Below are 26222 nucleotides of genomic sequence, written 5' to 3'. Positions count from 1 at the left end.
GAAGGGATAAAGTACCCCTTCCGATTAATTTAGCCTCTTGCCACTTCGTAGAATTTACCGTCAGCAGCTTTCGCCAATTTGATGAACTTGCCTTCGGAAAGCGTTATAGCTTCGGTTAAAACAAAGTTTCCACCGCTGGCAATGGTAGAAGCATTTTCAGAACCGTTTCCGTAAATCGTGTAAACGATTCCGGCTTCTGCATCGGTAAAGTTAGTGATTGCCGTTGCTTTTGTATTTACACCGGTAACGAATACTTCACCGTCAAGCAAGGAAGGTGTCGTTTCATCCGGCGCAAACTGCAACGCATCGGAAGAAGCGTTTTCGCGACCAATCTCGATAAATTTACCGTCGGCACGTTTCATCAGTTTGATAACGTCCCCCTTACCGGGCTGCCAGGCATCGGAAATAAGTTCAAAATTTCCGCTTTTCTCGATCTTAACACCCTTATCCACGCTTCCGCATTTCAGGGAAATAACCGCACCTACCGGAGCGTCTTCAATATCGGTAATCGTAAATTCGGCCGTATTGGCTACGGTAACAATGGATGTATGAAGTTTGGCCGACGGGTTCTTGTCCTTGTCAGCATCCACGAAGTAAGACGCCGGGCGGTCATACTCATTACAGAAGATCATCTGGCGCGTATAGTCCATATCTTCTTTCTTGGTGTACTTGAATCCCACGGCAATAGCCCAGATACTTTCACGCCAGTTACTCCAGACTTTCAGGCTCCAGTCTTCCTGCTCCAGGTTGAAAGCCGTCATTTCACCCGGCTTATCCTCGTAGGTTTTAATGTTACCTTCAAACGTCCAGAAGATACGGTGGTGGTTGTCAGCATTGGGAACCGGAATAATCTTCACCGCCGGATATTCCTTCACATACATGATGTTAGCCTTGTAATCCTGGTTCTGCCCGTAATGCAATTCATTGTATTTATGATACAATACAATAAAGTGCGAAGGCATATAAAGTGCCAGGTTACCGCTGTCACGAAGAACCGCCGGGATCATGGAAGTACCCTTGTACACTTTTTCACCGATGTTTGCTTCGGTAATTTCCCCCAATTCGAACGGCTTGATCTGGTAAACGAGTTTTCCGTTATTGATATCGGTATGTCCGTTCACTTTCTTGTTCAGGAACTCATACAGTCCGTCAGCTGCAGCAAGTGCTTTGCCGGGTTCGTTCAGATTCGGGTCCTTACGGATTCCGTTAATACGGCGTTGTTCACGCTCGTTATGCAACTTTTTGGCGGTTTCGGCCAGGATATACTCGATAAAAGACCACTTGATAGGGTTTGAACCTTCCTTGTTCAAAGTGCCGATCCAAGTTTTCTCCAGGGCCTTTAAATTTTTGAAACGGTGTGCAAACATCACGTTGAACATGCGCAGGGTTTCATCGTCGAACTCGTAGGAACCTTTAGTCACCTTATCGAAGTCGGATTCCTCATTACCGGCCTGTGAAAACTCACCCAGCCAGATATTAACCAGCGTAGCCAAATCCTGATAACCGGATTCAAGCGGGAAAATACTTTCAATGGAAGGAAGTTCCATTAAAAACGACTGCAAACGCTGCTGCCAGGGAATACGGTAAAAGGCCCCGAGGTCCTCCTTCAAACGGCTGTAGTCAATGGAACTTGCTTTCGGAAGAGCGATCATTTCAAAACCGGCAGCCTCCATTAACGCAGCTTTAGCGCGAAGGTTATACGGGCGGTCCTCCAGTGAGAACATTTCACCCTGCAAGCCCCCCAGCTGCTTTTCGTCCTGGAGATTGAATTTCCCTTTACCGTCCGCCTGGGCGTTGTGTTGTTTCCCTTTGCCCGGATCATCTTCCGCAGCGGCCGAAAGTTGAGCGATAATACCGGAAAGCTTTGTTATTTCGGCATCCTTCTTGGCAATTAACGCGGTGTTGTTCCGGTTCTCGTCACGCTGTTGCGTCTGCAAGGCTTCAAGCTGTTCCTGCGCTTGTGTCAGACGTGCCGCAGTGTCACCCAACAAACCACGAAGGAAAGCGGTAGTTTTAGGTTCCTCGGTTTCCTCTCCCTGGTTCCCGTCTTCGGATTCGTCCTGGAAATCGTTTTCGAGGGACGCTTTAAAGTCCGTGAGGAATTTTTCGGTAAAACCGTAATTTTTCAGTTTTGCCACTTCCTCGACCGTGATAGAGTTTTTGTCCTCTACCTTGCTCCATTCCGACAGACCCAGCAGGGCCAGAATGTGAGCGGAAAAGCTCTTAAATTTCATATATACAAAATTTTGAAGTTAATACTATATGTTATACATCTCATTTACTTTTCTGACGGTGGCCTGTGCCAGTACCCACTTTACAGCGTCTTCCAGCGTGCCGAACTGGTCTATATAACCGTTTGCCACGGCTACGTCGCCGGTGAATATCTGTCCCCGGAAAAGGGGAAGTTCCGGATCGTAGGCAATACCCAGATTCCGACTGATCGCATCACAGAAAATACGGTGCATGACTGCCAGACGTTGTTTTATAGGCTCTTCGTTGTTCTCTTTTTCAATCGCGCGGGTTTCATAGTTTTTCAGATCGGCACTATCCGGATAGATTTCCCGGTAATCAATGCCCTGTTTCCTAAAATATTCCTTAAAAGATTGGTAAGTAAGCATGATCCCGACGGAACCGACTTCACACATAGGGGAAGCGATAAAGGTTCTACCGGCGGCGGTTCCCAGCCAGAAATGGGCACTCCCCATGGTACCGGCCACATAGGTAGCTATAGGCTTGGAAGATTCGGCAATCATTTTAGCCGCCAGGTCCACATGTGCGACCATACCGCCCGGCCCATTGATCCAGAGTACCGCACCGCAAATCTTAGGATTATCGAAAACATCCCGGAGCTGCTTTTCCAGGCGGTAAGTCTCCCAGGAATACAAGGTGCCTTCCAGGATAATGACGGCCACACTGTCAGCCGGCAATGTCTCATCGTCCAGTTCCCACCGGTTGGCAAGGTAAGGCGTAGTAGCGTAGGCGGTTATTTTATTATTGTCGAGCCGTTTTTCGATCGCATCCAGGTTGCCGGCTGCAACACACGGCACAAGTAAGGAAAGCAACCGGTAATAATCATTATCAGCGATTGCCCAAGGTGCTGTAAAAATCTCCTGTATTTTGTCCACGTTCTCTTTTTTACGGCAAAGAAAACGCCTATATAATAGGTAGAGAAGGACTGAAAGGAACCTACAGGAACGCATCAACGCCCGGACCCGTACCGGACAGGGTGCAGTTATACAGGCCCCCGCCGATCTCAAAAGAAAAGGTAAGCGGGTAATCGGGAGAACCGGAAACACGGGTGTTACCCGTTTCGTCAGTATAGAGGGCGACAAAGGGCGTCGCTTTCAGGTTTTCCAGGTAAAGCGTCTTATTTTGCGACACGTCGGCAAGCTTGAAGGTATGTTTTTTAGTATAGACGTCTTCATTTTTGCTGTCACCCGGTTTTAAGGTTCCCGGTACGATCATAAGAATATCAGGTTTTCCGATAGAGCGGATAACGACTTTCGAGAGCACGACGCCAAAATGGATAATGTTGTAAACGGGAACCAGTTGCAGGCTATGGGCGGCGGATATTAACTTTCTTGACATAATTACAGATATAAAGCATTGATAATCAAACATTCAGCATTTTTCGGACGTTTTTCAGCCAAAAACCGGACAAAAAAGGACAAACAGATACAGTTGGTAGGTAAAAAATAACTTGCTTTTTTACACTTTTTTTCGGTTATACGCCCTTTTCTTCTTACGCCTGAAACTGTCCCGCCACCGCTGGTAGTTTTTCAGCAGCCCGTCTTCCTGAATGGAAGAGATATCATACTTTTTCAGGAAGGTAAAAACGGTTTCCTTAAACTCGATTCCGTGCAGGTGCTTGTTTTCGTCCATGAGTTCGTGCAGCTCGGCCCACATCAGGGCACGCAGACGCTTTTCAAGAATGGCGGTACCGCGTACGGAAATGTAATTGAACTGTTCCGGAGACTTGCCGCCGGCAAAATTGGCCTCCCGGCGGTCAGGCAGCATAAACTCCAGGTTGCCGCGGTCAGCCGGACAATTTACCGGCCGTTTCTCCATGAGATCGTAAACGGTCACATAGATATCGGACGAGGAAGGAAAACGGACGGTACCGACCGTTTCGTCGTAATATTTGCCCCGGACATACTCGGCCAGGTAGGATTCGATCTGTATTCGGGTGGTAATCATAGCAATAACATTCCTTTTTAAAGGCAAAGATATTCCTTTATCGGCTGTTGGTCTGCCATTTACGGGAAAATGTAGGCTTTCAGTCGTCATTTTGATAAATATACTCCGGGAGAATAATTATAATATGCCTTTTCCAGCCGCCACACACCCGACATTTTCTCTGCCAGGCTGTGCTAATATAATTCGGTACTAAATTTTTGTAATTTCGTAACCGGGCAACCGACAAAGGTAAAATCCTGTATCTTAGCAACTTAGTAACGTTACTAATTTCCGTTACAAAAAAATGGCCGGAAAACAGTTTGTAACCGGGCTTACCGGTAGAAGATAAAAAGGCCGGTGTTACAAACCGGAAAAATTCGTAACCGTTTTGTAACTGCAACTTCGTAACCTTTATTTCCTATTTATTTATTTGATTTTCAGACTTTTTTCTTTCAAGCAAACAAAGGTTACAAGGTTACTAAAATTTTGTATGAAATAGAGGTGGGGTATGGGGAGGGAAGCCGGGCGGGACGCATTTGTTTCCATACGAAAAGAGGGACCGACACATTCGTATCTGGTCCCTCTTTTCGTATTTTATACCGGCTCCGATCCGTCTTATACGCGATGTTTGCACCTGCTTAAAATCCATTTCTTTACGTCCGGGGGTATATAGCGGTGCACGACGGCCGTATAGTCCTCGTTAAATTCATACTCCAGGTAGTTGTCGCCTTCCAGGATAAAAACACAGGCCGTTTTGATGATCCATTCGAGCTGCTCGCCCGAATAGCGTTCCAGTGCCAGGACGGTACCGGGTTTCATACGCTCCAGATAGCGGTAGACCTGTTCGGCGAATTTCCGGAACCTCTCGCCGCTGTTCCAGAGCGCGGTAAACTCGGACATGCTGTTTAATTTCAAATGCGCGTTATTCATTCATCCGGTCGTTCATCAGGTACAAACATGAGTGTCGGATCGGCCGGTTCCGTTCCACCACCGGCAGCCGTTTCCGCCGTGCCGCATGAACGCAGATAGATCATGTCGGCGGCCTTGCCGTCGTTATCCTTACGTACAATACGCCCCTGGGAGTTGCAAAGGTCCTTCGGGTTGAGCTCGTCAATGTAAGGGCAAAGGGCCACAAAGCCTTTGAGGGCCTTTGTAAAACGCTGCATCGTGATTTTATTCACACCGGAAAAACTTTTGTAATCAGCAAAAGCCTTTTCACGGACGATAAAGCTGTCCAGGTGCTCGCTGTCCGGAGAGAAATAAGAGTTCGCCCAGTCCTCAAAGTTATTGCCCATATCGGCCTTGTATTTACGCCTGATAATGTTTTCCATGGGCGGAAGCAATTTTATAGATTCCTCGCAAAGGGAAAGGTAAAAACGGCAGCACTGCAAGAAGAAATTTATATCGGCGTTCCACTCGTTCTCGCTGTAAGTCTTGGAAAACAAATCCTTACCGAAATCGTCCCGGATAGAACGCGTTTCCCGGTAGTCGTTATCTTCCGTACGCTGGTGGTAGTAGTCGGAGAATACCAGGTACAGCAAACGGGCTTCCGTAGACGGATCAAAATCAATAGGAACGTAATTAGTTGTAAATCCCAGCTTGGCCGATTCCTCGAAAGGTATAGTAAACGACTGGTTGTTCTTCGGGTTCACGGTCATATCTGATGTGATGATATCGTAAAACAGGCCCGTATTAAGATACCGGTCGCAATCATCCACCAGGATAAAGTCGGTATGCTGGTTTACCTGGTCGAACACATGCGGGTTATCCATTAACTTGGGATTACGGCCGGAAAGCTTGACGGTCTTCATAAAGTAGGAAAGGGCCTTGAACATGAACGATTTGCCCGAACGTCCGTTACATTCACCGTCTTCACCGATCTTGTTATCCATGGCCTGTGGTGCCCAGGCACGCGAAGGGGATTTATAACGGTGCAACATATAGCCGATAGTAAAGATCTTGTTGATAAGGTTCCTTTTCTGTTCGGCCACTTCTTCCGCCGTGAGGCCTTCCCCCTCGATATCGAATTTATGTTTTTCCCGGTAGGATTCCGCTTCCCCCACGCTCTTGTCGTCGAAATTATATTCCAGTTCCTTACGCCAGTAAACGCGGCTCGAATTGATTACATAGCCGAAAAAGTTAGACGGGACGGCATTGATCCGGATATCAAAAACATCGTTCCCCTCTATGTCTTTTTTACGGGAAATGGTAAACATGTCTTCCATTAGACGGACTTTGTGTTTCAGGACGTTTTCTTCCCAAACGTAGTGGGACAATGTGCTGCCGTTGGCCGGATGCTCCTTTATACCGGTACCGCTTACCTCCATGCTGCAACCGGGAAAGAAGAACATCTGCGTATTATGGGTATAATTGGTAAAATCCAGTTCGATCTCCTGCAAGTTGTCCAGGGCCGTATCTGACAGTTTGGGGCTGTTCAGAATAAGATTCCTTATATCGCGGGATAAAAAGCTCTCTTGGGCCCACTCACGGATAAACTTCCGGATATCCTTTGCCTTTATCAGTTTTACGATATTGCCGGTAATACGGATGTATTTCGTTGAACTGGAATTTTCATCATGAAGCGAATAGAAACCGTTAAGACGTAAAAAGTAGTGAAGGCAGTCCGCGTCTATATTGTGATCCCATTGCCGGGATTTCTCGTTAAACTTGGAATACCAGAATTTGGCGGGCATGGCAAGCGTCATAAGGTTACGGAAATCTTCGTTCTTGCTTCTTAATTCCATGAAGTCCCGGAAGTCCTTACGCGGTTTGCCCCGCTGGTCCCGGTAAGTGGTAAGCCAGGCCGGTAGCCAGATCGTATGGATATCGATAAAGCGTAATGCAAGTTCCGTACCCTTCACCCTGCCCGTCGTGTCGATATCGGGTATGTTATACAGGACCTCAACGTATTTCATGATCTCTTTATAGTCCTGTTCGGAAAGTTTATACGTCTCCGAATTAAACCAGATCGGGGAAAAGCCCAGCGATTTAACACACAGGGCGTCGCGCTCTCCGGAACATATAAACGCCTCCTGCAGCTTCTGCTCCTTATAGGGCTTTTCCGCATTGGCCGGATTCTTTTTAAAAGCGGCTTCCTCCCTGGAATTAAATTCCCGGTATAAGGCTTTCAGTTCGGAAAGGCCGTTTATATAGTCTTTCGGCTTGACACCTTCCGGGGTGTAGGAAAAACGCCACTGCTTGTCCGGATTCAGGGGCTCGTATATTTTATAGAACTTCACTTCGGGCGTGTCACCCTCGGCCGGTTTTACCAGACATTCGCGCATAAAGATAGGGTATGTCGCAGTCGCGTATTTATAAGTTACCTCGCGATTTTTTACATACCCTATGTATTTGGCCGAATACCAGTGCAGGGCCTCGGCGTTCTCCTGGGTGACACGGGGGCCGAGTATGCGTAACTGCTCCGGGGTGAGATGATCGGCAAGCTCGAAAATTTTAGTACCGTCTTTCTGATCCTGGGAGGCCGGAACCTTACGGATATCCGGCTTGTTTACGTTACGGTTGAGTTCATCGGTTACGTTGTACATGGATGCAAGTTTAAGGATAGCCTCGTTAAACCGGAGGCCTTCCTCATACATGCAGATATCGACAGGGCTTTGAGCCGTTCCGGTATCGCCGAAATCCGTTACCTTATAAACCTGCTGGGAACCTTCCTTTCCGAATAACTTGATACAGGCCGACGCGTCGTCCTCTGACGGCCGGCGTTTGAAATGGCGGTTGGTTCCGACACAATCCCGGGCTTGCGGATAATAATGTAGAATTATATCCAGCCCGTTGTTGGTTACTTTGTAGATGTCTTCTGCCTTTATCATCGTTATAAAGTTACATGGTTACTTATTCTTCGTTGTCTTCTTTCCGTCCCGGGCACATCTCCGTCCAAGGTTGATACAGGAAAACGAATAATAACAGCCAAAGAAAAGCGGTTTTACCCGTATAATAAATGACAAAGGCAATCAGCCCCATAAAGGCAACCACGATGATAGCGTGGGCGATGTATTTTAAATTTTTATCTTTCATTGTTCAAACATGTTATACTGAATTGAAAAACCGAATTTGCTTAATCTCCTTTCCTGGAGAAGGGAACGTTTGTCATGTGAAGGCATAATGGCCACCAGGTTCTTTGTATCGAACTGGTAACCTTTCTTCCGCATCTGATAACGTAGGTTTCTTCCGCATCTGATAACGTAGGTTTCTTAGGCGTCTGTCTTCTTTCATGGCATTTCGTTAAGATCGTCTTAGTTTACAGAAGACATGGCACACTATCGCAAAGGATAGCGCTTAAATCCTCCTGTATAGTTTCCTGCTGCTCTCTGTTCAAGTGTACCAGGAAATAACCTTTTCCGCCGGAAAGATTCTTAATCTCCGCCAGATTATATTTCCGGTCCACCGCATCCACGAACGCAGGGGATTCCATGGGGCGGAAGCTACTGAATATTTTATAGGTTCCACTACTGCCTTCTATTCGTAGCGTGGTTAATTCATCGGGGGTGGTAATTGTTGATTTCATTTCTGATTTATTTTTAATTATTCGACTTGTTCCTCACCTTCACGTATTAGGGTAAAAGGTAGTTTGGTACCACAATTCACACAATAAGCTGTTTTACTCTTGTTTAAGGAAACTCCGTCGGAATATTCCCCACCGGAATATGTACCGTCAGAATTATGCACACTCGTGTAACTCATTCTAAACAGATCACTATACTGATAACCGTAAAAACCATTGCAATAAGGGCAAGGAAGCGGTTGTGCTTCAGTTACTTTTATGGAGATTTTTTTGCTCATTTCTGTTCTTGATTTGAATTATTTTTCACCACTTATTTTTAATTTTACCAATTCACCAATAGGATAGGTCGTATGTTTCGGTCTGTTTATTTTCACTTTATGAGAAGAAAGAAACAACGGAACAGATTCTATTCGATAGAAAGTGTAGTAAGCTTCTTTAGGAGCCGTTTTTACATATTTCTTTAAATATTCTTCTGCTTTATTTCTCGTATCAAATGCGGCAAGGATAGAAAACCAAACGCCGTCTTCTTCGTATTTTCCAGATTCCCTTTTAGTTACTATGTAAATTTTGCTCATTGTTGTTTATAGCTGTGCCGGAGGATAGCATCGAACTACCAATAACACCCGCTTTCGCCCTTCGGGGTTATCTCCACACTCCGGCGGTTATTATATGGAGCGGCAAAAGCCGCCCCGGTTATTTATTCACTTTTCTTTTCCGGAAGAAAAACAAAGTCCGCCCAAATATCAAGGAATTGTCGACCGCAATACGCTGCCAGTTCTGACGTTTTGAAGGCAAGCCGAACGCCGATGCCCGCATACGTGTTCGATGAATCGACATTCGCGTACGCATACGAAACACCGCCCAACGCGTACGCGTAGTAGTACGACCGATACACCACACGAGACTTTTCTTCCTCGTCCAACTTATTGTATTCTTCCCCTGTATAAAGAATAAACCAAGGATAATAACGGTATTCATCCTCTATAAATTGAGGTTCCCAGCCTTCATTTAAAGCCTTGACAATGATACGGAGTTTCAGGAAAGCCAGAACGTCAGGTTCAAGACCGAGGGATATTTTATCCCGGCTCCATGCTTCCGCATCAATGCCAATTTCACGGCAGGCGTCCTCAAACGTCTTAATACGTTCTTTTACGTCTTTCTCCGGTTCATCAATAAGAGTTAAGATGCCATTTCTCCAGACGGCCGTTTTACCTTCCGGAATTTCGATTTCTAATTTCTTTGATTTCATTTTTCTTTTATTTATTGGTTTTCACTATGGAAGATTTTTACGCCTGTTACTTCCTCGATCTTATCCTTGGCAAGTTCGGGAATACGACAACGACTACCCCGCCAATTACGAAAGGTATGTAATGGCACTTTACATGCTTCTGCCAATTTAAGGGACATTTCAGAAGATTCTTTTACCGGCAAATTCAAAAGGTATATTCTTAGTTTCTCGCCGTCATCATTCCTTTTTAATTTTTTTTTCGTCATACCTTTGTGATAAATATACTCATTATTATTAACTTTACATAGCAAAGGTATAATTATTTTCACCACAAGTGAATAAGAATTACGTTAATAAAAGTTATAACAAAGATATAATATGGCTAATTTCTTGTTAATAAGAGAATTATGTGAGTTAAAGAAAATCACTATACGAGAACTTGCATCACGTATAGGAAAAGAAGATAGTAGCATACAGGCTATTGTCAGGAATGGAACAACGAATACAAAAACCATTGAGGCAATAGCAAAGGTTCTGGAAGTTCCTGTAGGTGTATTCTTTGATAATATTCCCATACCTGGAATAAAATCAAATGAACTTGATAAGGATGCAAAAATAGCTGATTTAGAAAGGATAATTGAGGAGAAGGAACGTCTAATACAAGTCTTATTAAGTAAGAAATAACCTGTAATAGATAAGAAATGTAGGCATATTGTAGGCTATACAATTATACAAGCAATTAATAATCAAGCGATTAATAAACGTTACTTGAATCACTTAAATAAAACGCTGATTATCAACAGATAATTAGCGTTTTGCTTTTCTAAAAAAGTTCATTTCTGAATTAAAAAAAACAATCTACATAGACTCCCTATTCTAATCTGTATTTCACAAAAAAGATCGTTCTTACATCAAAACAGAACTATCTTATGACATAAGTATACTGCTGATTAATGTAAAATAGCCACTCAAAAAAAGAAGGGAGAGATTCTTTTTCACATAAAATTCATTTTAACTTGGTGCATTAAATTATAAAGTATATATGAAATATTCCTTTGATAATTTGGAGAAGGTTCTGAAAATGAAAAAGGAATAATTCCTGAAAATACAGTTCTAAGCTCAATTTGTTGGCGTAAAATTTGCTAATACGTGGTTTTGTGTGTTCCTTTGTACTATATATTTGCCTCGTCAATAAAGGAAACATATACTTCCGCTAAAGTAAAGATTGGTAAATATTTTATGGTAGCAATATATAGCGACTCTAAAACAGGATATCATTGGCTATATTCAAATAAATATGCTTGTCAATATGTTGACATACCATATCGATATAATCCATGGGACTATTCTGTAGTTTTCCCATGTGATTTGCATAATTATGGAAAGATAGAATGGGTTTCATGGAATCAAACTCCTTATCCATATGAGTTTGAATTTTCAAAATAGGTCCATCTGCCGAAAACATTTAAAATCAGCAATACTCATTTCAAATCGGACTCTCTATAAAATAGAGCAATTTCTCAAGCTCTGAAAATAAAATATAGATACCTCTAACACTTTACTGTATCTGTTTCAAATTGCTAATAATAAAGCGATGAATTCAAATTCATCGCTTTATTATTAGCCCTAGATGGAAATATTTCCTTTACTCTTTTGTATTCTCATCCCCCACTATACCTGATGAAGAATTATCAGGAGCCTGATCTATCAAATCCATAAACTGATCCAGTTTAGGAGTTATAATAATCTCGGTCCGGCGGTTACGAGCTTTTCCTTCTGCCGTATCATTACCGGCTACCGGATTAAATTCACCTCGACCGGCAGCAGTCAGGCGTTTGGGATTTATACCATAAATATTCTGTAATGCCTGAACAACAGATGAAGCACGCAACGCACTCAAATCCCAATTATTACGTATATTCGTACGAGATATCGGATCGGTATCTGTATTTCCTTCTACCAGAACATCATAATCTTTGTAGTCCTGAATGATTTTGGCTATTTTACTAAGCACAGCCTCTGCTTTATTGCTAATTTCATAACTTCCTGATTTATAAAGCATGTTATCTGCTAAGGAAATATATACAACACCTTTCAATACCTTAATATCCAAGTCACGCATCTCTTCACGGGTAAGCGAACGGGTAAGTTTATTGACCATTACGAGATTCAAAGAGTCTGATCTATTCTTTTCTTTAACCAAATGCTGGATGAAACGGTTTGAAGCATTGATCTCATCTATTAACTTACCCATATTCATATTCCCTTGAGAGCTCTGTGTAAGACTCTTATTCAAGATGCTTTGCATATCGGACAAGCTCTTGCGTAACTCACTATTATTCCGCTGCGCTTCGGCAAGTCTCTCCTCAAGACTTGTTGAACGTGCCTGATTTTCTCTTAGCTGCAATTGACTTTCCTGATATTCTTTTTGCAACTTTGTATAATCAGTTTTTAAACCTTTAAATTGCTTCTGACTTACACAACTCGCCAATACTATACATCCTGTCAGTACTAACAACGGTCGAAAAAGATTCTTCATAACTCTATTATTTTAATTACTAACTTTTTAAGTGACCAACTGCAGCCGTTTCCACAACAATTGCGTAAATCGGTTGGTTATGAACACATTTATCGAGATAAAGCTCGAACGACCTTATAACATTTCAAAAGAACGAAAAGTTTAGTATGTAAATAAAATCTGTTTTTATCAGAGTTTGATCCATCCTGCCAAGTTATCCAACTTAATTTTATAAATTTGCACCATACTAAAACATTACTGCGTGAAAAACAAACGTTGGATTTATTTAGCAATTATTTCCGCAATTATAGTGTTAGGATTGGCTTCCCGAAAACATGGTGATATATTGCCCGAATTTATCGCAGAGTATTCAGGCGATACGCTTTGGGCAGCCATGGTGTATTGTGGAATACGCTTTCTTTTCCCGTCATTATCTATACTCAAGACCATTGTTATTTCCTTATTATTTTCTTATTGTATAGAAATTAGCCAACTATACCAAGCAGACTGGGCAAATACTGTACGAAACACCACACTTGGAGCATTAATCTTTGGACATGGTTTTCTATGGTCAGATATGATCTGTTATACTGTTGGAGTATCATTATCCGCTGTTATAGATTCAGGAAGGATTATTATCTCCCAAAAGAGAAACCCCTAGAAAAAAAGCACTGCAAACCTACTTTGTTTACAGTGCTCTTTCCGATTATCATTTAAACTACCTATCACAATCTACAATGAAAACTATCGCTCAAAGGTAACTTCTTATTAGTGGAAACAACCTTTATTTCATTTTCACCAGGTTCTAGTTCCACATTTTTCCATTCCAGAATAGCATACGAATCCGGTATTGCTTTACCATAACTCTTACCGTTTACAAACAATTCGGCTCCTGACAGATTCGTGAAAGCAGTAATTGTTTGCAAACGTTGTGTACGTACTGTGTTACGTTTGCCTGTTAAATAAAGCATTGGTTCTTCCCTATTCCAGTTGGCCTTATAGAAGTAGAAAGCATCTTTACGAACTTTCCGGTCGAAGGTAACCAAACCTTTATCATTAATTCCGGGACGGTCTCCTTCAGTGCGATGTGCAGCGCCAAAATCAAACATATTCCAGACAAAGCTCCCCCATACATAAGGACGGGAAGAGATTGTTTTCCAGTTTTCAATGTGATAATACGTCTGCCAGTTTTCAGGATGCCACCAACTGGTTGGTACAGTTTTAACCAACGAATCTTGTTGATGGTAAATACTTGCGCCGGCACCATATTCACTGATAGCAATACATATTTCCGGATGATCCTTATGCATTCGATCCAACCATTTCCCCAAATCAGCGGGAGTGCCACCATACCATCCATCATAACGGTTCCAAGCAATAGCATCCGTTATGAAATTCAAATCTCCCATTTGATTACTTGCGGAGGTCGTAGGCCGGGTAGTATCTTCCTGATGTGCCAGCACATTTAATTCTTTGATGTACTCAACCGGATTATCTCCCAACTCCGTCAACTCATTAAACAGCCCCCATACACAAATAGAAAGATGATTATAATGTTGACGAATCAGTTCTTTGAGCTGCTCTTTTCCGTTGGCACGGAAAGCAGGTAAATCCACAAAACCTTTATCATTATATCCACCAGGACCCACAAAAGGTATTTCAGCCCATACAATAATACCATTCTTATCCATCAGATCATAAAAATAAGTAGCCTGCGGATAATGCGCCAAACGAACAGCATTCACTCCCATCTCCAACATCAATGCCACATCTTCCTCATGGTGTTGCGGGCGCAGCGCATTGCCCACCTCACTCCTATCCTGATGACGGCAAACGCCTTGAAGAGGCAAATGTTTTCCATTCAGGAAAAAACCTTTATCAGGGTCGATCCGGTAAAAACGAAGTCCTAACGGTTGTGTAACACGATCTACCATCTGACCATTCCGGAAAAGAGTCACTTCCGCCTGATAAAGGAAAGGATCCTGACGACCATTCCACAAATGAGGCTGATCGATTTCAAATGTAAGTTCCTGCTGCATTACTTCGTTTCCAGAAAGATTCACATTCTTTGTTCCTTCTTTCACCACCCTTTGACCATCTAACAGGCGTACGTTAAGCTCCACTTCCTGATTACCACTACTCCCGTTTGATAAATCAACAATAGCCCGCACCTTAGCATACCGATGGCTCACACTATCCTGTATCAGACGTACTCCGGGGGAAGCATAATCCAAAGGAGAAATACACGTCTCATCAGTAATCAACAAATGTACATCACGATAAATACCTCCGTAAAAATTAAAGTCACCGACCAGAGGCATAATATCCAACTGTTCACCATTATTCACCCGTACTAATATAGAGTTTTCTTTTCCATATTCCACCTTTCCTGTGATCTCAAAGATAAAAGCTCCATATCCCCCACGATGCTCACCTATATGACGACGATTTATAAACACATCTGCAATGTTATTCACTCCTTCGAAACGAATAAAAAGACGTTTTCCTTTCCATTCGGGACGAATAAATAAATTCTTCTCATAATTACCAATTCCCCGTTTATAGTCTATCTTACCGGACAAAGCATCCTGCGCATTCCAAGTATGAGGCAAATCAACTCTTACCTCTGTTCCCTTCTGTACCTGATGCGAAAACCGGAAATTCCAATCATTATTTAGCAAGATATCCTGTCGCTGGGCAAACATCGACATTCCGTAAAGCATGAATAAAACAACCGATACCAAACGGCTGGACTGTAATAAAACTGTTTTCATATTATTTCTTTAATGATGACTTCTTTATTCTGATAAAAGAAGATAATGATTCAACCTTATTCTTATATTTTTTTTCATCGACCCGATTCTTGTTTTCCTTCCCGTCAATCCGATGGTCAAACAACATACTGGCTTTCTTCACGTCGCCTTTCATCCATTCCGCATAACTATAACGCCGGTCAACGGCATTATCTCCTCCTTCCCACTGAATATAGACTTCACCTTTCGTCTTAGCTTTCAGATTCTTGAAAACCCCGGCAAAGCTTTGCCCGCTTAGCTGTTCAGCGGGAACAGGCAGTTTACAAAGTTCACATAAAGTCGGGTACAAATCAACAAATTCCACCATCGATTTTGTTTTTCCTTTTTTCATTCCCGGCACACGGACAATCAACGGTACATGAGTAGAAGTATTCATCAGATTATGTTTACCTATAAAATCATGTTCTCCCAGATTCCAGCCATGATCTCCCAACAAAACCACAATTGTATTATCCGATAATCCCAGTTCATCCAATGCATCCAATACCTTGCCAATCTGTGCATCCACATAACTCATACAAGCATAATATCCATGTTTTACCTCCCGCTGGAAGTCAATATCACTCGTATCCGCAACCCGTGCATACGCATATATCTCGCTCGAATTACGAACCTGCTCCGGCAATCCTTCAGGTCGGAAACGATTGGTAGCCAAAGGTATTTCCTCCCGTTTATATAAATCCCAATATTTCTTTGGGGCATTGAACGGCAAATGAGGTTTCCAGAAACCACAAGCCAAGAAGAAAGGTTTGCCAGCCTCCTTCATCCTTTTCAAGTCACGAATAGCTCGGTTTGCAAGTTTCCCATCATCATAGGCAGTATCAGGAACATCAGCAGATTCACAAAAAGGTCCCCTCATCGTTTTCGGATTAATCGTTTTTCCCGATTCCGAATTCATCCAAAGTTCCCATTTATTATATTCCGCCCAATATACATCATATCCATTCGGATGATTCCGGTAAGGAGGCTCACTCCACGAATCCGCATGATCGCTGATATGATGAAACACCTTGCCGTCCGAAATAGTATGATAACCATTCCGGGTGAACCATCCCGAAATAGGTATTGCTTCGGGACAATCTTTGCTGGCATAGGCGGAAAAACTAATAAAGCGATCGGGGTAATGAGGATATACACCCGTCAATAAACTAGCCCGGGATGCCCCACTCACAGGAATATTACAATACGCATTCTGAAACAAGACGCCACTTGCCGCCAAACGGTCCATATTAGGAGCTTTCACTACATCTACCCCGTAACACCCCAGTTCGGGGCGCATATCATCAGCCATTATAAAAAGCACATTCATTTGGGATGCATCCTGTTGTGCACGTAGTATAGATGAGATGCAGCAAGCTGTTCCACAAAAAAACGCATATTTTATTGATATTCTATTTTTCATTTTCTACCTTAAATTTTCAAGACCTGCAATATACTAAAATATTACAGGTCTTGTGCATCATTTCAATTTAAAATTACTTTGTCCATACCGGATTTTGTTCCAAATTCGTATTTAACGCCAATTGCTTCAAAGGCAACGGATACAGATAATAATGTTCCTGCCATCCAAGCGGGGTATCAAAGAAATAAACATATCCTTCATCAGCACCTGCACCACCCGTTACTTTCAAATTCTTGGCCGAAGCCCCTGTCACATAGGCACCCAGCGGTTGTTTGTTAACATAGTCTCCTTTCTTCCACCTGCGCAAATCATCCAAACGGAAACCTTCGCCCATCAATTCAACTCGTCTCTCTCTACGCACTTCCCACAAAAGAGCAGGAACGGAAGGATCACGCTTCGGATCAAAAGCATCATTAATATCATTCACCACCATTTTCGCCACATTAGCTCTTGCCCGAAGTTTGTTAATAGACTTATCCGCAGCAGCCTGGTCGAACTTGTTCAATTCGCACATCGCTTCGGCATAGTTTACCATCACCTCACCTATACGGAACAGTGGGGCATCTGTTGTATTCACCCCATTCGCGTTGGTAGCTACAGTATGTGTATTATAATATTTCCATACCCAGAAGCCCATTTGGGAAGCGTTCCAGCCCTGTCCCCAGTTCATATTCTTAAAGTGAGGTTGTCCTTGCACGGTGAATCCTTTAAAGTTGGAAGACGGCAAACGATGATAAGTTTCACCGGAAATCGTAGCCATTAAATCTATAAATTCCCTGTCCTGTGCATTATCCGTATATTTCCAATCAGCCGTACTGGGTCCGTTTTCTTTCTTCACCATATATGGAGGACAGATCGTCAAATACAACCGGTAATCACGATCACGGAATTGTCCATACATATTCTTATCACCCCCATAACGGCTAGTCGTCGTGCTAACCGGTCGTCCATCCGTACAAAGATAACTGTCTACCGCGTCTTTCGTTGCCTCAATATAAGATTCACCTGTACGCACCATACGGGTCAAACCATGCATTAACTGTCCGGTTTCATAAGCCTTATACAAAAGAATACCTGTCACCCCATCCAGTGTTTCCGAATTAAACAACTCATCATATTTAGGATGCACATTCGGATATTGCTTAATCACCTCTTCAGAAGCACGGGCACATTCTTCCAGATAAGTATCCGCTCCCGACAAACCATGATATTTTCTCCAAGTTCCTTCAAATAAAGCAAAACGGGAAATAAGAGCTTTCACCACATACATATTAATTGTATTTTTCCCATCCGCTTCGATATTACTGCCAATATGTGTTTCCGCATATTTCAAATTAGACAGAATATTGGAAGCCACCAAGTCACGACTATCACGTTTTCCATAAAGCTCGGGACTTTCCTCAGTCAAAGCATGCTCTACCCAAGGAATATCACCAAATTTAGAAAGCATCTGAAAGTATTTATAAGAACGGAAGAAATATCCCACACTTCTCCAATGCTCCCTCTCGGTTTCACTCATTTCCGAATGATCAATATTATCGAGCATCAGGTTAACACGACGGATATAATCATAATCCCAATCTTTAGACTCATCCGTAGCCTTTGCTTTGCGATATGCCCACTGACCTTCATATCCATCCAATCCTTTTATCATGTTATCCGATTCAAAATCACCACGGAAAATTTCATCCGTTTGCCCTGTATCATACGTATATCCGAAGAACACGTTATACAATCCCCATGTATACGTTTTAAAGTTGTCATAGGTAGTAAAGACCGATGCTTCTGTTTGCTGTCCTTTGGGATAAACCTCCAGAAATTCGTCATTTAGACAAGACGACATCAACAAACAAAGACTAACGCTTACACATAGTATATATTTATTCATAATAATTACTCTTTAAGTTGTGAAACAATCAGAATGAAAGGTTTATACCGAACGAATACTGTCTCATATACGGATAGGTAAAACCACGTTGTCCTAAATCATCCGTGACAGAACGTTCCGGATCAAGTCCTTTCGGCAAGTGGTCGAACGTATAAAGATTCTCACCACTGAAGAACACAGCCAAATTATTAACTCCAATCTTACTCATCCACTTAGACGGAAAATTATAAGAAAGCGTTATATTACGAATACTTAAATACGATCCATCCTGTAGATAACGAGTTTGTACACGTGTATTGGCATCTGTATTTCCGGCCGCTTTCTCATAAATACGGGGGAAATAACTATTCGTATTTTCCGGAGTCCAATAATTCAACTGTGAATCATAAACGGTAGTCCAAGCATCATAATGCGGATAAAACAGATCGTTCATCACCCACAAATCTCGTTTACCAACTCCTTGCAGCAAGAATAACAGAGAAAAACCGTTCCAACTTGCACTACCATGAATACCATACTGATAACGCCGGGTATTATTACCAATGATTTTACGGTCTCCCGGATCTTTCGTTGTACTGGTACCACTGTTGATAATATCATTACCATCCAAGTCCTTATATAATATATCTCCCGGATTCGGATTATAACCTTCCACTTTAGCAATACCCGGTTTCAGTTTGCCATCTGCATCGAAATCATCCACTGTGTACAAACGATCGGTCACATACCCCCAAATTTCACCCAGTTCCATTCCTACGCGATATGTTTCATTATCGTTCTTGTCCTTGCCAAACAGTCCTGTTTCGTTGTTGTATTTAGTAATCTTTGTTTTCGCATCGTAAAGATTAAAGCCTATGCTATATTTCACTTTTCCGATCTGATCGTTCCAGTCAACCGAGATTTCCCAACCTTTAGAACGAAGGTCAGCCGTGTTCTGTAAAGGGGCACTTGCACCTAATACACCCGGAAGTTCAGAGCCCGGAGCAAGCATACCCTTAGTATCTCTACGATACCAGTCGAACACCATATTCAATCTGTTATCCATTAGCCCAAGATCGAATCCGACATCAATTGTCGTTACTTTTTCCCAAGTAAAGCTATTGCTAACCAAAGCAGCTGGTTTCAAAGTAGTAACTTTAATACCGGAAACAGTCCAATAAGCCTGTTCCGCATCCATACCGGGAATATATGCGTAAGGAGTGATGCTCTGATTTCCAATATTACCCCAAGAACCACGCAATTTCAAGTTCGAAAGAACAGAGTTCAAAGGTTTCATAAACGCTTCCTCGCTGATACGCCATCCGGCGGAAACCGAAGGGAAGAAACCGAAACGGCTATTCTTCGGGAATTTGGAAGAACCGTCATAACGTCCGTTCGTTTCAAGCAAATACTTGCCGGCAAACGAATAGTTAATGCGATAGAATAACCCTCTTACCGTATAACGTTCAAATTTGTCTTTAGCAAAATAATCACCTGTCGACTGCGAAATAGACGGCAGATCTTCATTAATCATATTCATACGCGACATCTCAGCATAACGATAATCACTACTCTCCTGATTGAAACCTCCCATCACCGTTACATCATGTTTGCCCCATGAGTTGTTATAGTTAGCATAGAAGTTCAATGCATTATAATCCGTAATACCATTGGAATATTCATACTTGGAATTGGCAGTGGAAACCTCTTTCACAAAGTTACCTCCATGTGCATAATAGAACTTCTTCTCAAATTTCGTTTTCTCGTTACTTAGATGATTGAATGTATACTCACCAATCAACTTCACATTCTTCAAAGGACTGATCGTAACCTTTCCGAAAATACGAAGATTATTCTTTTGAATAGTTGTCGGATATGCCAGATCAATCAAGTTACGAGGAGTATTGATCGGTAATTCTTCGCCGTCAATATTCATTGTTCCAGTAGGGAAATAAGAAGGGAATGCGACTGCTGCTCCCCATATACCATATCCTCCGGAAGTTTCCGGCAATGAAGAGTTAGAGTTCGTATATTTAATATCCAATTCCGGAGTAATCCATGAAAACACATCTGAACGGAGATAAGAAGACACATTGTAACGCTTGTACGTATCTTTATCCGAAGCCAGTACCCCATTTTCATTCACCATACCGAAGGAGAAACGATAAGAAATATCTTTCGTACCGCCACCTACCGAAATATTATGAGTTTGCTGGAAACCAGTCTCCATCATATCATCGAAAAGATCAGTTTCTGCCAAGCTATAACGCAGCCCGTCCACCATTGCATAACCATCCGGATATGCAGACGGATTAGCATTATATTCCTTCAAAAGTCCCAACCAGGTATCTACGTTCTGACCACTTTGATAATTTATTGTCCCCATGTCCTTATAAGCCTGTACCGTTTGGAGCGGAGTAGCCTTATGAGGCATATTGGCAGGTCTGCTAAAAGAGAAGTTATTTGAATAATTAATAGAGAGTTTAGTTGCATCCGAGCCTTTCTTTGTAGTAATCAAAATCACACCGAAAGCTGCCCGTGCTCCGTAAATAGCAGAAGATGCCGCATCCTTCAAAACAGTCACCGATTCAATATCGTTCGGATCGAGCATATTAATATCCATCTCCACGTTATCTACCAGCACCAGCGGTTTCCCATTCTTATCCAAACTGTTGACACCACGAATGTTGAAACTCATTTCTTCACCGGGTCTTCCTGAATTACCTGTAATCTGCAAGCCGGGCATTGCCCCTTTCAAAGCGTCACTCACAGACACCACCGGACGGTCACCTAAAACATCATCCATCTTCACACTGCTCACCGCACCTGTCAGGTTCGCTTTCTTTTGTACGCCGTAACCAACAACTACTACTTCGTCTATTAACCGAGTATCTTCTTTCAAAGTTACATTGAGAGGACGTTGATCTTTCACCACCACTTCCTGTGTGGCATAGCCGATATACGATATGGATAAACGGGCATTCGGAGTAACCATCAAAGAAAAATTGCCATCCATATCCGTAATGGTACCTTCCGTAGAATCGACCACTTTCACATTTGCCCCAATCACCCCTTCACCTGTAGGATCAGTGATTCTACCTTTTAAGACAAACGCTTTTTCCTGTTCTTTCTGCGGTGTCACTGCATGGAACATAATCACCCGGGGGCCGTTCACTTCATAACTGACGTCCGTACCGGCCAGCAATTGTCCCATCACATCATTAATAGTACCGTTATTTATATTCACAGAGACTTTCCTATTCAAATCAATGTCATTATTACGAATCAGGAAAGAGTAATTGCCTTGCTTCTTTATTACTTCAATGGCTTCTTTCAAAGTAATATTATCTACTTTCACACTGAATCGCTTACTTTGTTCCTGTGCCGATAGCTGGAAACCACCAGTCAAAACGTTTCCTACAGACAAAAGCAGAAGCATTAATAATATTCTTTTTACTATTAATCTCATATTTTTCACTATTAAAGGTTAACATAATATCTTTCTATACAACGCTGAACCACCGATATATCTATCGACTAAGTTCCCAATCATACTTTACTTTTTCTTATTTTACCTCCTTTTTCTTGTCAGTTATAAAGATAGTGTCTCCACTAACTTTCCATGTATATTGCTTCTCAACGTTGATTTCTCCCAATATATCATTGATACTTTGATTACTATTGAAACATCCGGAAAAGCGTTCCGCTTTCAGACGTTCACTCTCTAAACTGATCTTCACCTGGAATTTGCGCTCCAGACGGTGTGCGATGTCGGCAAACGGAGCATCTTCAAATGTCAGGCCACCATCCAACCAGTCACAGGCAGAACTAGCATTTGATTTCATTTTCTCCATGCGGCCCGTATTCTTATCGTAAAAAGCCTGTTCGCTAGGGAATAGTTTCATTACCGAACCGGACAAAGTGGCTAAATTGACACGACCTTCCAACAAAGATACCATTACATAATTATCGTCATCATAAGCGCGTACATTAAAAACAGTCCCTACCACCTTTACCTGTACACCATTCGTATTTACAAAGAAAGGAATCTTCTCATTTTTCGCCACCTTGAAATATCCTTCGCCATCAAGCGTAACATCACGTTCACGAATACCGAACCCACGGCAATAACGTAACACAGAACCCGCATTCAATGAAACCTCTGTTCCATCCGGAAGCACAATATTCGTCCGCGAACCAGCTGGCACTTTAATTTCATAAGGAGAATCCGCATTCGTATATACTTCCGTAAGATTTTCAGTATAAGTGTACCAGAAGTAATTACAGCCCAACAACAAAATAATTGCAGCAGCTACCTTCAGCCACACAGGAACTATCTTCCGCGAACGGACAGGTTTCATCTCAGCAGCGGCTATTTTTTCTTTTATCTGTGATAAATTAGCATCCTCTACTTTGGCAAATGCAGGCACAGAAGAAACAGCCCATACTGCGGACATCTCCCGGAAAATTTTAGCTGCATCTTCATTGGAAGCCAGATAAGCGAACAGAGCTTCTTTCTCCTCTTCGGTGCAGTTACCGGACAGATAGTTGCTTATCCGGATTTCCAATTCTTCTATATGATAAGAGTCATTCATAAACGTACTTTTTCTATGGGTGTATATAACTAGATACGCAATAAAAAAAGAAACGTTTAAAAGAAAAGCGATTTTTTTTAGAGAAACATCAAAATAGCTATCATATAAGGAGTACCCAGTGATTCGCGTAGCTTAGTCAATGCTATTTTCATCTGTACTCTTACAGTGGTCACATTAATATTCTGCTCCTCGGCAATTTCACTGTATGTCTTACCCTCATACAAACTTGCTTTAAATATGGCACGGCATTTGGCTGGCAATTCCTCCACCTTCTTCATGATGATGGTATTCATTTCGCTATGCTCCAATGCCTGCAAAGGATTATCGGAAGAAAGAATATGATTTTCGAGAAAAGCCCAGATTTCTTCCATCTGTTCCATCATCTGTTTTTCGTTGAAGTAGGAAGAACGCAGATAACTAATACTTGCGTTTTGAATAGCACGCCGCAAGTACGGAAGAGCCGGGTGAGTGATATGGTGGCGATTCTGCCAAAAAGCGACAAAGACATCATTCACAATCTCCCCTGCCACCCTCTTGTCATGCACATAATAAACAGCTATCGCACACAAATAAAGGTAGTAGGTATGATAGATTTTATCAAATGCTTTTGTATTACCGTGATTTAACTGTTCAATTAGATTTTCAGAGATTTCTGGTAGATTCATTCGTTGTCTTTCTTTAAGGAACGGTGCAAATATAGCGATTAATTCAGAAAAACAAAATTCCAATCAGATAAACCGGAGCCCGGCAATCATTCCTTAACCCTACAATCCCATCGGTATTTTCAACAAATACCAAACGATAAACAGCAATGTCCAGACAACCAGGATGCCTAATGAATATCTCCAAGTATATTTCAGCAATGAACCATACGTAATCTGCTTATCATATTGCCGCATATAGGTAAGCACCAGAGGCATATAGAATAAGAAAGGAGTAATGGCATTCGTCGAACTATCTCCGATACGGAAAGCACATTGTGCTATATCCGGAGCAATTCCCATCTGTGCAAACATCGGGATAAAGATAAAAGACATAAAAGCCCATTTGGAGGTAGCAGATACCATAATCAGATTTATCAATGCCGTAAACAGAATAAACAGAACAAGAGCAGACAAAGGAGCCGGTTCAAACGAAGAAAGCAAGTCAGCCCCCATAATCGCCAGACATTTATCCAGATGGGAATATTCAAAACAGGCAAACATCTGCGCAGCGAAGAAAGCGATAACGAAATACACTCCAAGAAGTTTCATTGGCTGCGTAAGTCCTTCAATCACGTCATTGTCAGTGCGATACCGTCCGGAACTGAATCCATAAGCCATTCCCGTAATACCTGCTCCCAAAGAAAGCAAAAACAAAATACCGGCAATAAAAGGCGAATGCATCAAACCACCATTCACACCCCGCAAAATTCCATAAGAAGAAAAAGTAAGCCACAAGATAAGAGCCACATAGATAGCTGCCACAACAATGGAAATCATAATGGCACGCCGCTCTTTACGAGACAGAGGATGGTAAGCCACCACCTTCATACTGCCTTCATACTTACCTAACGTAGGAAGAAGCCATTTTTGAGTAATCCAATACACAATAGCCGTAATGGCCACCGTTGAAGCACTCATAAAAAAGTAATTGCAAAGAGGTTCTGTATTCCCCTGATAACCCGTTTGTGCCAGTGCAGCCTCTTGCGTGGTATGCGCCAACAACGGGTCCATCGTACTCAATACAATATTAGCACTATACCCGCACGCAACGGAAACATAAGCCGTAACAATCCCTGCAATCGGATGAAGCCCCACCCATTGAAACAGCATAGCAGCAATAGGCAATAAAATGATATATCCACCATCACCAATGGCATTCGACAACAAGCCAAGCACAATCACCCACAAGATGATCTTCCTCTTTTCCTGCCGGTTTCCCACCCCCATGCGGATACAAGCATCAATAAAACCGGAATGTTGTGCCACTCCCAATCCGAACATAGCAATAATCACCATGCCCAATGGAGCAAAACCTGTAAAGTTCTTAATAGCATTCCGCAACCACCAGCGGATTCCTTCCGGACTCAACAGGCTTTGTACACGGATGTCCTCACCTGTTTGTGGCAATGTCACTTTCAACCCATAGATATCGCATATCCATGAAAGAAAGACCACTGCCATTGTTAGCAGAAGGAACATCGTAGCGGGATGGGGCATACGCCATTTATTCTTCATCATTTTCCGACTAAGCAAGAAGCTACCGTTAATACTTAATTTACTCTTCGTCAGGCTCCAGATTATCCAGATCAATAATACGCAATTCCAATGCACGTACTGCCAACCGGGTAGCATTCACTCCCACCCGTTCTCCATTCGGGAAAAGACGTCCAATAAGATCATTCTGCCGTTTCTCCAATGATTTCACACCAAAAGGCATTCCTTTCAGATTGGCAATCATCTCTTTCGTATAACCCAAAGCCAGATGACGGAGAAAACGTTCATCGTATTCATCAATATCATAGCTGATGACAGCCTCCTGACGCTTAGCATCATTGGCTACAGATTTCTTGAAACGATCTACAATCTTTTCCAGAATCGGATAGTTAAATACCAATTTCTTTCCATCCATCACAGCCTGTACATCTGTTTTCGTCAGTAGCTCACCCGTTTTGAGGATGATTCCATCGGCACCGGCATTCAATACGTCCACCCACAACTTTTCGTTCAGAATCTCACCCGTGAAGATCAATACCCGAACTCCTTTGTAACGTTTGAATATATTCTTGCAAATATCAACACCAATGGTCGTAGAACCTCCTAGTCCTAAGTCCAACAATACCAGATCGGGAAGCTGGGCCTCCATCAACGGCCAAAACTCACTTTCCGTCATTGCCGTGCCGATTACTTCTGCATTCGGTATTTCATGACGGAATATTTCTTCTGTCCCTTTCAACTCCAGTTTTACATCCTCTACAATAATAACTTTAAACTTCTGTTCTTCCATGTTCCTTATCTAATAACTTTTATGTGTTTTCCTTTTATCGGCGCGGAATAGTGAAATAAACTGTAAACCCGCCGCCTTCAGCCGGCTCGGCATTGATACGGCATCCCCTACGT

23 protein-coding genes are annotated in these 26222 nt (G+C 42.3%); 2 read left to right on the top strand and 21 right to left on the bottom strand.

The window, feature by feature from the left end:
• Positions 1 to 29 precede the first annotated feature (29 nt).
• The 12 genes from KQP79_RS19895 to KQP79_RS19840 all read right to left on the bottom strand — a co-directional run bounded on the left by KQP79_RS19895 (position 30) and on the right by KQP79_RS19840 (position 10192).
• Positions 30 to 2234 carry a hypothetical protein gene (locus tag KQP79_RS19895; protein ID WP_004325861.1) on the bottom strand — a complete coding sequence of 735 codons (2205 nt, stop codon included), beginning with the start codon at positions 2232 to 2234 and terminating at the stop codon, positions 30 to 32.
• A gap of 24 nt (positions 2235 to 2258) precedes the next feature.
• Entirely contained in the window at positions 2259 to 3125 is an 867-nt protein-coding gene (locus KQP79_RS19890) for a S49 family peptidase (RefSeq protein ID WP_004303397.1), read from the bottom strand.
• 61 nt (positions 3126 to 3186) lie between these two features.
• On the bottom strand, positions 3187 to 3621 hold the full coding sequence (locus tag KQP79_RS19885) for a hypothetical protein (RefSeq protein WP_004325860.1): 435 nt from the start codon (positions 3619 to 3621) through the stop codon (positions 3187 to 3189).
• Between the two features lie 87 nt (positions 3622 to 3708).
• Positions 3709 to 4197: a hypothetical protein gene (locus KQP79_RS19880; protein ID WP_004303399.1), complete on the bottom strand. Its 489-nt coding sequence runs from the start codon at positions 4195 to 4197 to the stop codon at positions 3709 to 3711.
• A 594-nt stretch (positions 4198 to 4791) separates the two neighbouring features.
• Positions 4792 to 5106, bottom strand: a complete 315-nt coding sequence (locus tag KQP79_RS19875) for a hypothetical protein (protein WP_004303400.1) — start codon at positions 5104 to 5106, stop codon at positions 4792 to 4794.
• Entirely contained in the window at positions 5103 to 8006 is a 2904-nt protein-coding gene (locus tag KQP79_RS19870) for a hypothetical protein (RefSeq protein WP_004325859.1), read from the bottom strand. The genes KQP79_RS19875 and KQP79_RS19870 overlap by 4 nt, the downstream gene beginning before the upstream one ends.
• 22 nt (positions 8007 to 8028) lie before the next feature.
• Positions 8029 to 8211 (bottom strand): hypothetical protein, encoded by a 183-nt coding sequence (locus tag KQP79_RS19865; protein ID WP_004303402.1) that lies wholly within the window; start codon positions 8209 to 8211, stop codon positions 8029 to 8031.
• Between the two features lie 223 nt (positions 8212 to 8434).
• Positions 8435 to 8701, bottom strand: coding sequence for a hypothetical protein (locus KQP79_RS19860; protein WP_004325857.1), 267 nt, complete (start codon positions 8699 to 8701; stop codon positions 8435 to 8437).
• 17 nt (positions 8702 to 8718) lie between these two features.
• On the bottom strand, positions 8719 to 8976 hold the full coding sequence (locus tag KQP79_RS19855; protein WP_004303404.1) for a hypothetical protein: 258 nt from the start codon (positions 8974 to 8976) through the stop codon (positions 8719 to 8721).
• Positions 8977 to 8994: 18 nt separating this feature from the next.
• Positions 8995 to 9273, bottom strand: coding sequence for a hypothetical protein (locus tag KQP79_RS19850; RefSeq protein ID WP_004325856.1), 279 nt, complete (start codon positions 9271 to 9273; stop codon positions 8995 to 8997).
• 122 nt (positions 9274 to 9395) lie between these two features.
• Complete coding sequence (locus KQP79_RS19845; RefSeq protein ID WP_264386554.1) at positions 9396 to 9947, bottom strand: hypothetical protein; 552 nt, start codon at positions 9945 to 9947, stop codon at positions 9396 to 9398.
• An 11-nt stretch (positions 9948 to 9958) separates the two neighbouring features.
• Entirely contained in the window at positions 9959 to 10192 is a 234-nt protein-coding gene (locus KQP79_RS19840) for a hypothetical protein (RefSeq protein ID WP_264386553.1), read from the bottom strand.
• Between the two features lie 112 nt (positions 10193 to 10304).
• Here KQP79_RS19840 and KQP79_RS19835 point away from each other — a divergent pair, with 112 nt between their 5' ends.
• Positions 10305 to 10610 (top strand): helix-turn-helix domain-containing protein, encoded by a 306-nt coding sequence (locus KQP79_RS19835; protein ID WP_004325853.1) that lies wholly within the window; start codon positions 10305 to 10307, stop codon positions 10608 to 10610.
• A gap of 961 nt (positions 10611 to 11571) precedes the next feature.
• Here KQP79_RS19835 and KQP79_RS19830 read toward each other — a convergent pair.
• Entirely contained in the window at positions 11572 to 12465 is an 894-nt protein-coding gene (locus tag KQP79_RS19830; RefSeq protein WP_032849718.1) for a flagellar motor protein MotB, read from the bottom strand.
• Positions 12466 to 12706: 241 nt separating this feature from the next.
• On the opposite strand from KQP79_RS19830, the gene KQP79_RS19825 reads away from it, so the two are divergent.
• Positions 12707 to 13105 carry a DUF2809 domain-containing protein gene (locus KQP79_RS19825; RefSeq protein ID WP_004308909.1) on the top strand — a complete coding sequence of 133 codons (399 nt, stop codon included), beginning with the start codon at positions 12707 to 12709 and terminating at the stop codon, positions 13103 to 13105.
• A 64-nt stretch (positions 13106 to 13169) separates the two neighbouring features.
• On the opposite strand, the gene KQP79_RS19820 is transcribed toward KQP79_RS19825, so the two are convergent.
• From KQP79_RS19820 to KQP79_RS19785, 8 genes are all read right to left on the bottom strand, one after another.
• The gene (locus tag KQP79_RS19820; RefSeq protein ID WP_373167112.1) at positions 13170 to 15167 is read right to left on the bottom strand and encodes a glycoside hydrolase family 2 protein; all 1998 of its coding nucleotides are present in this window, start codon (positions 15165 to 15167) and stop codon (positions 13170 to 13172) included.
• A gap of 52 nt (positions 15168 to 15219) precedes the next feature.
• On the bottom strand, positions 15220 to 16659 hold the full coding sequence (locus tag KQP79_RS19815; protein WP_061448149.1) for a sulfatase: 1440 nt from the start codon (positions 16657 to 16659) through the stop codon (positions 15220 to 15222).
• 73 nt (positions 16660 to 16732) lie between these two features.
• Positions 16733 to 18547 (bottom strand): RagB/SusD family nutrient uptake outer membrane protein, encoded by a 1815-nt coding sequence (locus KQP79_RS19810; protein ID WP_004308905.1) that lies wholly within the window; start codon positions 18545 to 18547, stop codon positions 16733 to 16735.
• Positions 18548 to 18575: 28 nt separating this feature from the next.
• Entirely contained in the window at positions 18576 to 21965 is a 3390-nt protein-coding gene (locus KQP79_RS19805) for a TonB-dependent receptor (RefSeq protein WP_004308904.1), read from the bottom strand.
• Between the two features lie 127 nt (positions 21966 to 22092).
• On the bottom strand, positions 22093 to 23121 hold the full coding sequence (locus tag KQP79_RS19800; RefSeq protein ID WP_004295831.1) for a FecR domain-containing protein: 1029 nt from the start codon (positions 23119 to 23121) through the stop codon (positions 22093 to 22095).
• Between the two features lie 77 nt (positions 23122 to 23198).
• Positions 23199 to 23786 carry an RNA polymerase sigma-70 factor gene (locus KQP79_RS19795; RefSeq protein WP_061448148.1) on the bottom strand — a complete coding sequence of 196 codons (588 nt, stop codon included), beginning with the start codon at positions 23784 to 23786 and terminating at the stop codon, positions 23199 to 23201.
• Positions 23787 to 23885: 99 nt separating this feature from the next.
• Positions 23886 to 25340, bottom strand: coding sequence for an AbgT family transporter (locus tag KQP79_RS19790; RefSeq protein WP_008777020.1), 1455 nt, complete (start codon positions 25338 to 25340; stop codon positions 23886 to 23888).
• A 40-nt stretch (positions 25341 to 25380) separates the two neighbouring features.
• On the bottom strand, positions 25381 to 26109 hold the full coding sequence (locus KQP79_RS19785; protein WP_004295828.1) for a DUF5932 domain-containing protein: 729 nt from the start codon (positions 26107 to 26109) through the stop codon (positions 25381 to 25383).
• Positions 26110 to 26222: the final 113 nt, after the last annotated feature.

The organism is Bacteroides sp. DH3716P (genome assembly GCF_025914115.1).
Lineage (GTDB): Bacteria > Bacteroidota > Bacteroidia > Bacteroidales > Bacteroidaceae > Bacteroides > Bacteroides ovatus.
The sequence above is the reverse complement of the archived record's forward strand: the minus strand, read 5'-3'. Positions and strand labels throughout refer to the sequence as shown.

Excerpts from the sequence above, each read along its gene's own strand:
- KQP79_RS19895 (WP_004325861.1), bottom strand. The coding sequence starts at position 2,234 with ATGAAATTTAAGAGCTTTTCCGCTCACATTCTGGCCCTGCTGGGTCTG.
- KQP79_RS19885 (WP_004325860.1), bottom strand. The coding sequence starts at position 3,621 with ATGTTTGATTATCAATGCTTTATATCTGTAATTATGTCAAGAAAGTTA.
- KQP79_RS19880 (WP_004303399.1), bottom strand. The coding sequence starts at position 4,197 with ATGATTACCACCCGAATACAGATCGAATCCTACCTGGCCGAGTATGTC.
- KQP79_RS19875 (WP_004303400.1), bottom strand. The coding sequence starts at position 5,106 with ATGAATAACGCGCATTTGAAATTAAACAGCATGTCCGAGTTTACCGCG.
- KQP79_RS19870 (WP_004325859.1), bottom strand. The coding sequence starts at position 8,006 with ATGATAAAGGCAGAAGACATCTACAAAGTAACCAACAACGGGCTGGAT.
- KQP79_RS19865 (WP_004303402.1), bottom strand. The coding sequence starts at position 8,211 with ATGAAAGATAAAAATTTAAAATACATCGCCCACGCTATCATCGTGGTT.
- KQP79_RS19860 (WP_004325857.1), bottom strand. The coding sequence starts at position 8,701 with ATGAAATCAACAATTACCACCCCCGATGAATTAACCACGCTACGAATA.
- KQP79_RS19855 (WP_004303404.1), bottom strand. The coding sequence starts at position 8,976 with ATGAGCAAAAAAATCTCCATAAAAGTAACTGAAGCACAACCGCTTCCT.
- KQP79_RS19850 (WP_004325856.1), bottom strand. The coding sequence starts at position 9,273 with ATGAGCAAAATTTACATAGTAACTAAAAGGGAATCTGGAAAATACGAA.
- KQP79_RS19845 (WP_264386554.1), bottom strand. The coding sequence starts at position 9,947 with ATGAAATCAAAGAAATTAGAAATCGAAATTCCGGAAGGTAAAACGGCC.
- KQP79_RS19840 (WP_264386553.1), bottom strand. The coding sequence starts at position 10,192 with ATGACGAAAAAAAAATTAAAAAGGAATGATGACGGCGAGAAACTAAGA.
- KQP79_RS19835 (WP_004325853.1), top strand. The coding sequence starts at position 10,305 with ATGGCTAATTTCTTGTTAATAAGAGAATTATGTGAGTTAAAGAAAATC.
- KQP79_RS19830 (WP_032849718.1), bottom strand. The coding sequence starts at position 12,465 with ATGAAGAATCTTTTTCGACCGTTGTTAGTACTGACAGGATGTATAGTA.
- KQP79_RS19820 (WP_373167112.1), bottom strand. The coding sequence starts at position 15,167 with ATGCTTTACGGAATGTCGATGTTTGCCCAGCGACAGGATATCTTGCTA.
- KQP79_RS19815 (WP_061448149.1), bottom strand. The coding sequence starts at position 16,659 with ATGAAAAATAGAATATCAATAAAATATGCGTTTTTTTGTGGAACAGCT.
- KQP79_RS19810 (WP_004308905.1), bottom strand. The coding sequence starts at position 18,547 with ATGAATAAATATATACTATGTGTAAGCGTTAGTCTTTGTTTGTTGATG.
- KQP79_RS19805 (WP_004308904.1), bottom strand. The coding sequence starts at position 21,965 with ATGCTTCTGCTTTTGTCTGTAGGAAACGTTTTGACTGGTGGTTTCCAG.
- KQP79_RS19800 (WP_004295831.1), bottom strand. The coding sequence starts at position 23,121 with ATGAATGACTCTTATCATATAGAAGAATTGGAAATCCGGATAAGCAAC.
- KQP79_RS19795 (WP_061448148.1), bottom strand. The coding sequence starts at position 23,786 with ATGAATCTACCAGAAATCTCTGAAAATCTAATTGAACAGTTAAATCAC.
- KQP79_RS19790 (WP_008777020.1), bottom strand. The coding sequence starts at position 25,340 with ATGAAGAATAAATGGCGTATGCCCCATCCCGCTACGATGTTCCTTCTG.
- KQP79_RS19785 (WP_004295828.1), bottom strand. The coding sequence starts at position 26,109 with ATGGAAGAACAGAAGTTTAAAGTTATTATTGTAGAGGATGTAAAACTG.